The organism is Methylobacterium terrae (genome assembly GCF_003173755.1).
GTDB lineage: Bacteria > Pseudomonadota > Alphaproteobacteria > Rhizobiales > Beijerinckiaceae > Methylobacterium > Methylobacterium terrae.
Genome location: NZ_CP029553.1, coordinates 2,182,501 through 2,195,293, shown reverse-complemented (window position 1 = coordinate 2,195,293; position 12,793 = coordinate 2,182,501). Strand labels below are relative to the sequence as shown.

General features: G+C 71.1%; 12 protein-coding genes (1 of these 12 cut by a window edge). 7 read left to right on the top strand and 5 right to left on the bottom strand.

The genetic code is table 11. The annotated features are described in order from the left end of the window. Window positions 1–11 precede the first annotated feature (11 nt). The 4 genes from DK419_RS09815 to DK419_RS09800 form a co-directional block, all read right to left on the bottom strand. On the bottom strand, window positions 12–638 hold the full coding sequence (locus DK419_RS09815) for a DUF1254 domain-containing protein (protein WP_109958916.1): 627 nt from the start codon (window positions 636–638) through the stop codon (window positions 12–14). Continuing rightward, a complete protein-coding gene (locus DK419_RS09810; protein WP_109958915.1) occupies window positions 635–1,345 on the bottom strand; it encodes a DUF1214 domain-containing protein in 711 nt (236 codons plus the stop codon). The genes DK419_RS09815 and DK419_RS09810 overlap by 4 nt, the downstream gene beginning before the upstream one ends. A gap of 133 nt (window positions 1,346–1,478) precedes the next feature. Continuing rightward, a complete protein-coding gene (locus DK419_RS09805; RefSeq protein ID WP_162561188.1) occupies window positions 1,479–2,465 on the bottom strand; it encodes a glycosyltransferase family 2 protein in 987 nt (328 codons plus the stop codon). Between the two features lie 258 nt (window positions 2,466–2,723). Next, a complete protein-coding gene (locus tag DK419_RS09800) occupies window positions 2,724–4,889 on the bottom strand; it encodes a transglycosylase domain-containing protein (protein ID WP_109962221.1) in 2,166 nt (721 codons plus the stop codon). A gap of 331 nt (window positions 4,890–5,220) precedes the next feature. On the opposite strand from DK419_RS09800, the gene DK419_RS09795 reads away from it, so the two are divergent. The 3 genes from DK419_RS09795 (at window position 5,221) to gshB (ending at window position 7,615) form a co-directional block, all read left to right on the top strand. Beyond that, window positions 5,221–5,748 carry a YcgN family cysteine cluster protein gene (locus tag DK419_RS09795; RefSeq protein ID WP_109958913.1) on the top strand — a complete coding sequence of 176 codons (528 nt, stop codon included), beginning with the start codon at window positions 5,221–5,223 and terminating at the stop codon, window positions 5,746–5,748. Window positions 5,749–5,930: 182 nt separating this feature from the next. Then, window positions 5,931–6,434 carry a YciE/YciF ferroxidase family protein gene (locus DK419_RS09790; protein ID WP_109958912.1) on the top strand — a complete coding sequence of 168 codons (504 nt, stop codon included), beginning with the start codon at window positions 5,931–5,933 and terminating at the stop codon, window positions 6,432–6,434. 224 nt (window positions 6,435–6,658) lie between these two features. Further along, a complete protein-coding gene (gene gshB, locus DK419_RS09785; RefSeq protein WP_109958911.1) occupies window positions 6,659–7,615 on the top strand; it encodes a glutathione synthase in 957 nt (318 codons plus the stop codon). Between the two features lie 169 nt (window positions 7,616–7,784). Here gshB and DK419_RS09780 read toward each other — a convergent pair whose 3' ends face one another. After that, window positions 7,785–8,429 carry a TetR/AcrR family transcriptional regulator gene (locus DK419_RS09780; protein WP_109958910.1) on the bottom strand — a complete coding sequence of 215 codons (645 nt, stop codon included), beginning with the start codon at window positions 8,427–8,429 and terminating at the stop codon, window positions 7,785–7,787. Between the two features lie 67 nt (window positions 8,430–8,496). On the opposite strand from DK419_RS09780, the gene DK419_RS09775 reads away from it, so the two are divergent. The 4 genes from DK419_RS09775 to DK419_RS09760 all read left to right on the top strand — a co-directional run. Further along, on the top strand, window positions 8,497–8,769 hold the full coding sequence (locus tag DK419_RS09775) for a hypothetical protein (protein ID WP_109958909.1): 273 nt from the start codon (window positions 8,497–8,499) through the stop codon (window positions 8,767–8,769). Between the two features lie 229 nt (window positions 8,770–8,998). Next, window positions 8,999–10,183 (top strand): efflux RND transporter periplasmic adaptor subunit, encoded by a 1,185-nt coding sequence (locus DK419_RS09770; RefSeq protein ID WP_109962220.1) that lies wholly within the window; start codon window positions 8,999–9,001, stop codon window positions 10,181–10,183. Continuing rightward, window positions 10,180–11,265, top strand: a complete 1,086-nt coding sequence (locus DK419_RS09765; RefSeq protein WP_109958908.1) for an efflux RND transporter periplasmic adaptor subunit — start codon at window positions 10,180–10,182, stop codon at window positions 11,263–11,265. The genes DK419_RS09770 and DK419_RS09765 overlap by 4 nt, the downstream gene beginning before the upstream one ends. 68 nt (window positions 11,266–11,333) lie before the next feature. After that, window positions 11,334–12,793 carry the beginning of an efflux RND transporter permease subunit gene (locus tag DK419_RS09760; RefSeq protein WP_109958907.1) on the top strand. Its footprint extends 1,603 nt past the window's final position, so only the first 1,460 of its 3,063 coding nucleotides appear in the window; its start codon is at window positions 11,334–11,336; the stop codon falls past the right edge of the window.

Sequence of the window (12,793 nt, the reverse complement as noted above, 5' to 3'; positions counted from 1 at the left end):
GAGCGAAGGCCCTACTCGTCCGGCCCGTCGATGGTGCACGAGACCGAGCGGGCGGCCTCGTTGGCCTGGGCCTGCTGGCTCGGCAGGGCGGCGAGCACCCGCACGCTGACGAAGCCCTCCCGGCTCGGCGCGACGATGCGCACGTCGCGGTTGCGCTCGTCCTCGTCGGCGGTGGCGAGCGCCTCGTCGAACTGGCGCCGGGTCATGATCACGAGCTCGACCGTGCCGCGTAAGGCCGCCTGGTCGGTGATGGCGTAGTAGGCGCCGTTGCGCCCGTGCAGCGCGATCGTCTCGAGGAGCGGGCCGGTCTCGGCGGTGATCCGCACCGGGCCGTCGTCGAGGTCGTAGGCGCAGATTCCCACCGCCACCGCCGGGTCCTGGCGCGGCAGCCAGCCCTCCGCGGGCTGCCCCGGTGCCGGCTGCCCCGGTGCCGCCTCGGCCGGTGCGGCGTCCGCCGCCCCGCCGGTCTCGGCGGCGTGGACCAGCACCGAGGTGTCGTTGGCGAGCGTCGCGCGCGAGCGCGCCAGGGCGTCGCCGGCGGCGAGATAGGGGATCGCCAGCACCGTCGCGACGTGGACGAGCCCGGCCAGGACGAGGCCGCACAGGGTGGCGAGGACGAAGCGGCCGAGGGGCGTCACGGGCAATCCTCCCGGGTGATCGAGGGAACGCCCTCGCGCTCGAGCACGCCGGTGCTCGCCGCCACCGGCGTGTCGTAGAGGCGCAGCACCAGCCGGATCGAGCCCTCGCCCTCCGGCATCGGCAGCCAGTTGCCGGGCTGCACGGTCGGGCTCACGCTCACGGCAAAGCGGCCGTCGCGGTCGCGCAGCACCTCGGTCGAGGTGAACCCGGTGCGCGGCGGCGGGGCGGAGCCGGCCTGCCTCTCGGGCTTGGCGAGGCGGCCGCGCTCCACCGTCAGGGTCCAGGCCCGGGCCGGCGGCGTCGCTCCGGCGATGCGATAGCGGCAGGAGGGGTCGAGCCGTCGCCCGGCATCGTCGTTGATCGCGGTGAGGAGCAGGCCCTCGCCGAGCGCCAGCGGGACCTCGCCGGTGCGGGCGTGGATCGCCCGCACGTAGGGGTCGGCGTCGCGCGAGCCGATCTTCGGCCAGGCCGTCCAGGCGTTGAGGGCGACGCCCCCGAACGGGTAGCGCCCCCGCGTCGCCCAGTTGGCGCTGGCGAGGCCCAGGACCGCGCCGAGCGCGAGGGCGTAGAGCACCAGCCCCACGGTCCCGATCCGGCGCGGGCGCGCGAGCCCCCGCAGGAGCCGGAGGCGCAGGCCGGCCGGGTGTCGAGGGCCTGGGGGCGCGGTACGCCCGGAGGCCGGAGGGGCGACGTTCTCGGTCAGCATCGTGGGGCCGTGTCTAGCCCAGGTCGGGCCGGGGCCGAACGGGTTTTTTGGCAACCGCCCGCCGCTCTGCCCGCGGGTGCACGCCGCCGGGACGGATCGAGCGAGCAGGCTCCGTAAGCCTGCGCGCGTCGGCTCACAGGATCCTGTCGTGCCGGGATCCCCACTGCTCGACCAGTTGCCTGACGGAAGCGCTGGAGTCGATCAGCCGGCCGTGCTGATCGGCCAGGTCCGTCAGGTATCCCATCAGGCTCCTGACGGCGAGCATCTCGTCGTCGGGGCTCTTCGTGTATCGGAGTTCCCCGCCGTGGTAGCGCATCGGATCCTCGACGAGATCCGGATGCTCGTTCTTGTGCGTCATGAACCATTCGCTCCGGAGGAGCGATTCCGGGTTGTCCCTGAGCATGTGGAACGGCCCACGGTAATGGGAGCTCGCCCCGGTCTCGATGACGCTCTCGCCGGCGGCGAGGACCTTGGCCCAGCCCCGCACGAACTTCACGACCAGCTGGAACGGCGAGCGCTCGGAGAAATGCGCCAGCCAGATGCTGTTCTCGGTGATCGCCTCACGGACCTCCGACCCACGGCAGAAGACGTGGTGCGACCCGTTGTCGATGAGGATGTCGTCGTGCCGGATCTTCGCGCTCACGATCACCTTGCAGGTGTCGCTCGGCGCGTGGCGCCTGATCATGCGCCGGGGGACGATGACCTCGCCCTTGTCGTCCTGACGGGTGTACTGATAGTTCACCATCGGAACCTTGACGCAGTGAGCCGGGCGATCGCTCCGCGACAAGGCTTCGAAATATTGGTGAAACGACATCCCGAGATGCCGATCGTCGAGGAACTCGTCCGCGTCCAGGAAGACGACCCAGTCAGCCTGGTGATTGTCGACAGCTTCCTTGTACAGAAAAGTATTGAATTCGCGCTCGTTGTAATGCACTGACTTATTTTGGAAAACGGTGATCGGCAATCCTTCATCCTGCAGCGCGCGCAGAATGTCCAGCGTTCCGTCGTTGCTGCCGTTGTCCATGAAGATGTGGTGGCCGACAAACAAGGCCGAATGCCGCGTGAAGGCCTCGACGATGTCCGCCTCGTCGAGAATGCGGGTGACCGCCACGTACTTCATGGCCTTTGCCTTCGTGCGGCCCTGGAACGCGTGCCGGAATGCGGAAGCGAATGTCATGGTGTCACAGGGTCGGGCGGGGTGGCTAGGTCGCCTCGCAGGATGCGGCCGTCGGTCGTCCCAAAGGGGCGTGCGCCGCAGGATGTCGGATCGCGCATCATCGGCCCCGGACTGCAGGAGGCGTCATCGGATGGCGCCTCCCGGCCTCGCGTCCCGAGCCGCAGGGGATCGCGGCAGCCGCGGGACGCATCCCCCCTCCGGTCACCGGACCGACGACCCGCCGGCCCCGCCGCCTCCCACCGCGTTGAACGCCGCCCGTCCGGGGGGCGGGCTCTCGACCGAGCGGAACAGGGTCCCCAGGCCGCCCAGCACCTCGAAGGAGCGGCGCGACAGGGCGCCGGCCGGGGCGCCGGGCGGGGGCGTCGCCGGGGCGGGACCTTGCGCGGTGCGGGCGCCGGCCTTGTCGGATTCGAAGCCCGGCATCGGCTTGATCTCGAGGCCCTGGTGGGCCGGGGCCATCACCTCGTGGAAGGTGATCGCCGGCAGCGAGCCGCCGGTCAGGTTCTTGGTCGAGGAATGGTCGTCGTTGCCGTACCAGACGGCGGTCACGAGGTTGCCGGTGTAGCCGACGAACCAGGCGTCGCGGTAGGCGTTGGTGGTGCCTGACTTGCCGGCGGTGCGCACGCCCTCGACCGCCGCCTTGCGGCCCGTGCCCTCGTCGACGACCTTGTTCAGCATGTAGTTCATGTCGGCGACGACGCGGGTCGAGAGCACCTGCTCGGGGGGGGCCTCGCTGGTGTCGTGGCGGTAGATCACCTCGCCGGCGCCGGTGCGGATCTCGGTCGCCGCGTAGGGCTTGGCCCGCCGCCCCCCGTTGGCGAAGACCGAGTAGCCGGCGGCCTGGTCGATCACCGTCACCTCGGCCGAGCCGATCGGCAGCGACACCGAATCGACGAGGTTCGAGGTCACGCCCATCTTGTGGGCGAGCGCGATGATCTTGGAGCGGCCGAGCTTGGCCGCCCGGGCGTCGTGGGTCTCGCCGAGCTGCTTGCCCATGGCGATCGAGAACTGCACCGGGATGGTGTTGATCGACTTCGCCACCGCGACCCAGAGCGGCACCGTGCCGGCGAAGGAGCGGCCGTAATTCGCCGGGCACCAGTTGCCGATGCAGACCGGCCGGTCGACCACCTTGCTCTCGGGCCGCCACTGCCCGGTCGCGAGCGCCGCGGCGTAGACGTAGGGCTTGAACGAGGATCCGGGCTGGCGCAGCGCGTCGGTGGCGCGGTTGAACTGGCTCTGGCCGTAATCGGCCCCGCCGACCATCGCCCGCACGGCGCCGTCGGGGTCCATGGTCACGAGGGCCGCCTGCTCGACGTCGAAGGCGTCGCCGAACTGGCGCAGCACGTTCTCCACCGCCTGGTCGGCCCGCTTCTGGATCGCGAGGTCGAGCGGGGTCTTCACGACCAGCACCCGCTCCTTCTTCAGCTTGCCCTCGTCGACGAGCTTCTTGATCTCGTTGAAGGCCCAGTCGAGGTAGTAGTCGGCGCTGATGTCGCGCGAGCGCGTCACCGGGGTCGCCGGGTTGCGCAGGGCCGACTGGATCTGCCCTTCCGTCAGGTAGCCCGCCTCGACCATGTTGTGCAGCACGTCCGCCGCCCGCGCGCGCGCCGCCGGCAGGTTGACGTGGGGCGCGTACTTCGTCGGCGCCTTGAACAGGCCGGCCAGCATGGCGGCCTCCGGCAGGGTGATGTCCTTGAGGTTCTTGCCGAAGTAGTAGTCCGCCGCCGCCGCCGCCCCGAAGGTGCCGCCGCCCATGTAGGCCCGGTCGAGGTAGAGCTTCAGGATCTCGTTCTTGGTCAGGTGGCACTCGAGCCAGAGCGCCAGGAACGCCTCGTTGACCTTGCGCTCGAGCGAGCGCTCGTTCGACAGGAACAGGTTCTTGGCGAGCTGCTGGGTGAGCGAGGAGCCGCCCTGGACGTGGCCGCCGCCGCGCGCGTTCACGGTCACGGCGCGCAGGGTGCCGATCGGGTCGATGCCCCAGTGCTCGTAGAAGCGCCGGTCCTCGGTCGAGATCAGCGCCTTGACCAGGATGTCGGGAAACTCGTCGATGCGCAGCGAATCGTCGTGCTTAATGCCGCGCCGCCCGACCTCGGTGCCGTAGCGGTCGAGGAAGGTCACGGCGAGGTCCGGGGCCTTGAGCCAGTTCTCGCTGGTCTGGTTGAAGGCCGGCTGGGCGAGCGTCAGCATCACCACGCCGCCGGCGAGCCCGAGCGTCACCGCCTCGCTGGTGAGGTCGAGCACGACGCGCTTGATGCCCGCGACCCGGAAGCGCCGCTGGATCTTCTCGGCGTAGCGCCCGTAGGCCTCGCCGAACGAGCGGCCGCCGTTGTAGAGGCCGTCGTTCATCCAGGCGTCGAAGCCGAGCATCCCGTGGGACAGGCGGGTCCGGAGCCTGGTCAGCCGGTGGGTGGGCCGGTTCTCGGGCCAATTCTCGGGCACTTGGGCGGGTCCTCGGGTGACGCGGCATCAGGTCTAGCAAACCCCGCATCGTAGCGCGAGGCGGAGCGGCGATCGCAGGTCGTCGCGACCTATATGGGGCGGTCCCGCACCGACACGACGTCGCAGGATTGCGCAGACGTCGCCGGCCGCGCTTGCCCGCAGGCCCCGCGCGCGGCAAGGGGGTGTCTCGGAGAACGTCTTCCGACCCTCCTTTCCCTCCCGCGCCGGCGATCCGGCGCCCCGAAGGCCTTTCGCATCCGTGGCCGAAGCCCGCAGCAAGACCCCGCGCCCGCCCGCCTCCCTCAAGGCCGCGACCCCGTTCTGGCGCGGCAAAGTCCTGGAGGATTTCAGCCCGGCCGAATGGGAGAGCCTGTGCGACGGCTGCGGCCGCTGCTGCCTGCTCAAGCTCGAGGACGAGGACACCGCCGAGATCCACTACACCGACATCGGCTGCACGCTGCTGGATGCCGGCACCTGCCGCTGCAGCGACTACGCGAGGCGCCAGGCCCGCGTCCCCGACTGCGTCCGGTTGACGCCCGAGGCGGTGCGCTCTCTGCCCTGGCTGCCGCCGACCTGCGGCTACCGCCTGGTGCGCGACGGGCACGACCTGCCGTGGTGGCACCCCCTGGTCTCCGGCACCCGCCGCACCGTGCACGAGGCCGGCATCTCGGTCCGCGGCAAGGTCAGCGGCACCGAGGAGGAGTTCGAGACCGAGGAGCTGCCCGACCGCATCGTCGAGTGGCCCGGGCAGGACCCTCGGAGCCCGGACCCGCGGGCGGCGAAATGATACCCGCCCGGAGTTTTTGAGGAACCGGCTCAGACCGGCGACGTTCCTCGACAGTCGTAGGAGCACGGCTGAACCGTCGCGCTCGCCGAGATGCTTTTACCCTGCGCGGACGTCTTTACACCCTACGCAGATGACGATGCTGCGCAGCTGAGCGCATCTCTGCGCCTTCCAGGGAGAACGCCATGGGCCTGTTCTCGAAACCGATCAAGAGCATGGACGATCTGTTCCACCACATGCTCCAGGACATCTACTACGCCGAGCAGCAGATCACGAAGGCGCTGCCGAAGATGATCGCCAAGGCGAGCGACCCGCAGCTGAAGGCGGGCTTCGAGACCCACCTGCGCGAGACCGAAGGCCAGATCCGGCGGCTCGACCAGGTGTTCCAGACGCTCGGCCAGTCCGCCAAGGGCGTCCGCTGCGCGGCGATGGACGGGATCATCGCCGAGGCCGAGGAAATCATCGGCGACACCGACGACGCCGAGGTGCGCGACGCCGCCATGCTGGCCGCCGCCCAGGCGGTCGAGCACTACGAGATCACCCGCTACGGCACCATCATCGCCTATGCCCAGCAGCTCGGCCGCAAGGACGTGATCGGGCCGCTGCAGCAGACCCTCGAAGAGGAGAAGGCGACCGACAAGATCCTCACCTCGCTCGCCGAGAGCCGGGTGAACCGCAAGGCTGCCTGAGTGCTCAAGGCTGCCTGAGCGAAGCCGCTAGAGCACGACGACGAATCGGTCTCGCCACCCGCATTGGCACGCGGCTTGCGAGACCCTCCCGGGCCCTCATGGGCGTTTCCTCCCTCGACTTGGGGCCCCGCCGCAGCCTCTGCGCGCGGGGCCTTCCTTGTCGGGGCCCGTTGCCATCGGGCGCGGGCCGCCCGATAACCCGGGCGACCGGAGATACCCCCGACATGGCCCTCACCGTCGCGGTCCAGATGGACCCGATCCAGGCGATCCGCATCGCCGGCGACACCACCTTCTCGCTGCTGCTCGAAGCTCAAGGACGCGGGCACACGCTGCTGCACTACACCCCGGACCGGCTCTCGATGCGCGACGGGCGCGTCACCGCCCGGGTCGAGCCCCTGCGGGTGCAGGACGTCGAGGGCGACCACGCGGCCCTCGGCGCCCAGGAGCGGATCGACCTGGCCGAGGTCGACGTGGTGCTGATGCGCCAGGACCCGCCCTTCGACCTCGCCTACATCACGGCGACGCACCTGCTCGAGCGCATCCATCCGCGGACGCTCGTGGTGAACAACCCGTTCGAGGTGCGCAACGCCCCCGAGAAGCTGTTCGTCACCGCCTATCCGGAGCTGATGCCCCCGACCCTGATCACCCGCGACAAGCAGGAGATCGAGGAGTTCCGGGCCGAGCACGGCGCGGTGGTGATGAAGCCGCTGCACGGCCACGGCGGCGCCGCGGTGCTGCGGGTGCTGCCCGACGATCCCAACTTCGGCTCGATGTTCGACCTGTTCTCGGTCACCTTCCGCGAGCCCTGGGTGGTGCAGCGCTTCCTGCCGCGGATCACGGAAGGCGACAAGCGCATCATCCTGGTCGACGGCGTGCCGCTCGGCGCGGTCAACCGGGTGCCGGCCGCCAACGACATCCGCTCCAACATGGTGCGGGGCGGCACCGGCGGGGCGACGGCCCTCACCCCGCGCGAGCAGGAGATCTGCGCCGCGATCGGCCCGGAGCTGCGCCGCCGCGGCCTGATCCTGGTCGGCATCGACGTGATCGACGGCAACCTGACCGAGATCAACGTCACTTCGCCGACCGGCATCCGGGCGATCAAGCGCCTCGGCGGCCCCGACCTCGCGGTCGCGGTCTGGGACGCGATCGAGGCCAAGGTGACGAAGCCGCAGGTCGCCTGACATCCGGCGGGCGGCGGGGCTGTCCGGGGAAATTGAAGGCGCGGGTTCCCCCCTCTCCCCGCCCGCGGGGAGAGCGGGGGAACCCGCACCCTCGGTGAACTCGCCCTCTCCCCGAACGGCTCGGTTCCGGGCAGGAGAAGGCCCCGCACCGCATCACCCACGACGCGGATCAGCCGGGAGGCGCATCGCTGCCTGGCCCCCGCGCCAGCCCCCGCTCCATCAGGTCGAGGTGCCCCGCGAGGTAGGCCGCGCCGTCGAGGGCGTGGTCGTCGCCGAACATCAGCCGCCAGGTGCAGGCCATGATGACGGGCGCGAACAGCAGGTGGGGGTAATCCTCCGCCGCGGACGCGCGGAACTCGCCCCGCTCGATCCCGTAGCGCACCACGCGGCGCAAGTTCTCGACCGCCGGGCCGATCACCTCGGCGCGCCAGCGGTCGGCGAGGTCGGGGAAGCGGCTCACCTCGGCCATCAGCATCCGGAGGATCTCGCGGGCGCGCCGGTCCTCGACCATCTGCTCGTACACGAAGGCGAAGTGGCTGCGCAGGATCGCCATCGCCGAGCCCTGCGGCGCGGCGGTGAGCGCGGCGAGGTTCTCCTGCGAGGGCCGGTTCATCTCCCGCACGGTCGCGAGGAACAGGTCCTCCTTGCTCGGGAAGTACAGGTAGATCGTGCCCTTGGTGATGCCGGCCCGGGCCGCCACGTCGTCGAGCTTGGTCGCGGCGAAGCCCGAGCGGGCGAATTCCTCGAACGCCGCCTCCACGATCTCGCCCGGCCGCTCCTCCTTGCGCCGCTGGCGCCGTCCCGCAATGGCCATGTCGTCCCTTATTGACTGTCCGGTCAGTTATTAGTACGAAGCGGGCGTCGCCTTCAAGGAGCGCGCCATGCCCCGCACGGTGATCGGCTTGTCCCAGGCTCACCCGTTGCATCAAACCGTACCGGGCCGGCCCGGGTTCACCCGCCTGCCGAACGGGCTCGACCTGCACGCTCCCCCGCTCGCCGCCGCCCGTCCGCTGCTGCCGCGCCGTGCCGCGGCCTCGACGCTCGCGCTCGTGCTGTTCGCGCTGGCCGGCTGGGCCGGACTGCTCGCCTGGACCCGCCTCGACCCGGTGGCCCCGCACTGCCCCGCCTGCCTGGCCGAGCCGGGCCAGCTCTGACGCAGTCCTCCCTTTCCCCGGTTCGCCCCGCCCGGTTCGCCCCGGCGCCCGGCCGGGGCATCCCCACAGATGCGGCGGCGTGGCCCCCTCGGGAAACGCGTCGCATCTGGAAGGAGCGGCCGCATCCGCCCCCTCGCGGCCGCTCCTTCACCCGTTCGCCCGCCCATATTCTCCCGCGTCGTCCGCGACGCTCTCCTCGCCTCACGCCGAACCGGTGCCCGCGATCCTCATGAGACCCAGCCCGATCCCGCGGGGCGCCGCCCTGATCGCCCTCGTCCTGGCGGCCGCGAGCCCGGCCCGCGCCGACGCGCCCGCCGTCCCGGCCGACGACCAGGTCAGGAGTGCGGGTCCGAAGGTCGAAGCACCGAAGGGCGAGGCGTCCAAGGGCGCGGCACCGGAGACGGCCGTCCGCGACCCCGCCCTGGCCGAGGTCCGGGTGGTCACCGCCGCGCTCGCGCCGGTCTCGGCCCAGGTCGTGCTGACCGGCGACATCCAGGCGAAGTTCCTGAGCAACATCGCGTTCCGGGTCAGCGGCAAGATCCAGGAGCGCCTGGTCGAGGTCGGCGAGCACGTCACCGCCGACCAGGTGCTGGCCCGGCTCGAGCCGCAGGAGCAGCAGGTCAACGTCGACACCGCGCAGGCCGCGCTCGCCTCGGCCGAGGCCCTGCTGACCCAGGCCAAGGTCAGCTTCGAGCGCCAGCAATCCCTGATGCGCAGCGGCTACACCACCCGCACCGCCTACGACCAGGCCGAGCAGACCCTGCGCACCACCCAGGCCTCGGTCGAATCCGCCAAGGCGGCTCTGGGCAATGCCCGCGAGCAATTCTCCTACACCGAGCTGAAGACCGGGGTCGCCGGCATGATCACGGCGCGCAACGCCGAGGCCGGCCAGGTGGTGCAGTCCGGCCAGACCGTGTTCACCCTGGCCCAGGACGGGCCGCGCGACGCGGTGTTCATCGTCTCCGAGACGCTGCTCGCCGAGCCGCCGGAGGGCAAGACGATCGACATCATCCTCCTGTCCGATCCGCGGGTGCGCACCACCGGCACCGTCCGGGAGATCTCGCCGGCGGTCGATCCGGCCTCCGGCGGCGTCCGGGTGAAGATCGGGCTGACCCGGGTGCCGCCGGAGATGTCCCTCGGCGCCGCGGTGGCGGGCCTCGGCCGCTTCCGCGCCCGGCAGGCGGTGAGCCTGCCGTGGAGCGCGCTGTTTCGCTGGCAGGACCGGCCGGCGGTCTGGGTGCTCGATCCGGCGAGCGACACCGTCGCGCCGAAGACCGTCGCGATCGACCGCTACGCCGGCTCGGCCATCGTGCTGGCGAGCGGCGTCGCGCCGGGCGAGCGGGTGGTCACCGCCGGCATCCAGCTGCTGCGCCCCGGCCAGAGGGTGACGGTCGTCGGGGAGGACGCGCGATGAGGCACGTCCCCGCCCTCGTCGTCCTCCTCGCCGTCGCCGGCTGCCAGGAGAAGAAGGCCGAGGCGCCGCCGCCGGTGCGTCCGGTCCTCACCACCACCGTCGAGGTCCGCACCGCCGAGACCTTCGGCCCCTTCGCCGGCACGGTCGAGCCGCGCTACCAGACGCAAGCGGGTTTTCGGGTGCCGGGCCGGATGGTCGCCCGCGACGTCTATGTCGGCGACCTCGTGCCGAAGGGCGCGCGGCTCGCCGCCCTCGATCCGACCGTGCTGCAATTCGCCGTCACCCGGGCGCGAGCCGACGTGACGGATGCCGAGGCGCAGCTCGCCAATGCCAGCGCCGTCGAGTCGCGCCAGCGCACCCTGTTCGAGGGCGGCAACGTCACGCAGGCCGCCCTCGACAGCGCGGTGGCGAGCCGCGACACCGCGGCGGCGCGCCTCGCGCAAGGCAGGGCGGCCCTGCAGAAGGCGACCGACGAGCTCGGCTACGCCACCCTCAAGGCCGACGTCGACGGGGTGGTGACGGCCTGGAACGCCGAGATCGGCCAGGTGGTGAGCGCGGGCCAGGCGGTGGTGACGCTCGCCCGCCCCGACATCCGCGAGGCGGTGGTCGACATCCCGGACGGGCTGATGGCCGGCATCCGGGCCGGCACCGAGTTCGCCGTGACGCTGCAGGCCGCTCCCGCCATCACCGCCAAGGGGCGGGTGCGCGAGATCGGGCCGCTGGCCGACCCGGCGACCCGCACGCGCCGGGTCCGCATGACCCTCGTCGATCCGCCGGAGGCCTTCCGCCTCGGCACCACCGTCACGGTGGCGCTCGAGCGCCCGACCCCACCGCGCATCACCCTGCCGGCCACCGCCCTGCTGCGGGCGGAGAACCGCACCAGCGTCTGGGTGGTCGCGCCCGACGGCAAGTCGGTCTCGCGCCGCGACGTCGTGCTCGTGGCGAGCGGCGACCCCGCTTCCCCCGACGACGCCACGGTGACCCTGAGCGACGGCGTGAGCGCCGGCGAGACCGTGGTGGTGGCGGGCGTCCACAGCCTCAAGGACGGCCAGGCGGTGCGCCTTCGCTCCTCCGGCCTCTGACCGGACTTATCACGCGCGGCCCGACGCGGCCCGCACCCCGACCCCGTTCCAGCGCGAGGCCGCGCCCGATGAAGTCGTTCAACCTCTCCGAATGGGCGCTGTCGCACCGCTCCTTCGTCTGGTTCCTGATGGTGGTGGCGATCGTCGCCGGCGCGATGTCGTATCGCAAGCTCGGCCGCGAGGAGGACCCGGCCTTCGCGATCAAGACCATGGTGGTGCAGGCGAACTGGCCCGGCGCCACGATCGGCGACACCCTCGAGCAGGTCACCGACCGGATCGAGAAGGAGCTGCAGCAGATCAACGCGGTGGACTACACGCGCAGCTACACGACGCCCGGCCAGGCGACGGTGTTCGTCAACCTGCGCGAGACGACCCCGCCGAAGACGATCCCGTGGCTGTTCTACCAGGTGCGCAAGCGGCTCGGCGACATCAAGGGCACCTTTCCGCAAGGGATGCAGGGCCCGTTCTTCAACGACGAGTTCGGCGACGTGTTCGGCAACGTCTACGCCTTCACGGCCGACGGCCTCTCGATGCGCCAGCTGCGCGACTACGTCGAGACGGTGCGCACCCGCATCATCAAGGTGCCGAGCATCGGCAAGACCCAGATCATCGGCGCCCAGGACGAGATGATCTACCTCGACTTCTCGACCCGCAAGCTCGCCGGCCTCGGCGTCGACATCCAGTCGGTGATCAAGACCCTGCAGGCGCAGAACGCGGTGGCGCCGTCGGGCGTGATCCAGGCCGGGCCGGAGCGGGTCTCGGTCCGGGTCGGCGGCCAGTTCACCGACGAGAACAGCCTGAAGGCCATCAACCTGCGGGTCAACGACCGCTTCTTCCGCCTCTCCGACGTGGCCACGATCGAGCGCGGCTACGCCGATCCGCCCCAGGCGCTGTTCCGCTACGACGGGAAGCCGGCGATCGGGCTCGCCATCGCCATGCAGCAGAGCGGCAACCTGCTCGAATTCGGCGAGGCGCTGAAGACGCGTATGCGCCAGGTCGAGGGCGAATTGCCCGTCGGGGTCGGCATCCACCTCGTCTCGGACCAGCCGCGCATCGTCGAGGAGGCGGTCGGCGGCTTCACCAAGGCGCTGGTCGAGGCGGTGGTGATCGTGCTCGTCGTCTCGTTCCTGAGCCTCGGGGTGCGGGCGGGCCTCGTCGTCTCGTTCTCGATCCCGCTGGTGCTCGCCATCGTGTTCGTCGTCATGGACGTGATGGGGGTCACGCTGCAGCGCATCTCGCTCGGTGCCCTCATCATCGCGCTCGGCCTCCTCGTCGACGACGCGATGATCACCGTCGAGATGATGGTGGCGCGGCTCGAGGCCGGCGACAGCCTGCACAAGGCCGCGACCTTCGCCTACACCTCGACCGCCTTCCCGATGCTCACCGGCACGCTCGTCACGGTGGCGGGCTTCCTGCCGATCGGCTTCAACGGCTCGGCGGCCGGCGAGTACACCTACTCGCTGTTCGTGGTGATCGCGGCCTCGCTCCTCGTCTCCTGGGTGGTGGCGGTGCTGTTCGCGCCCCTGAT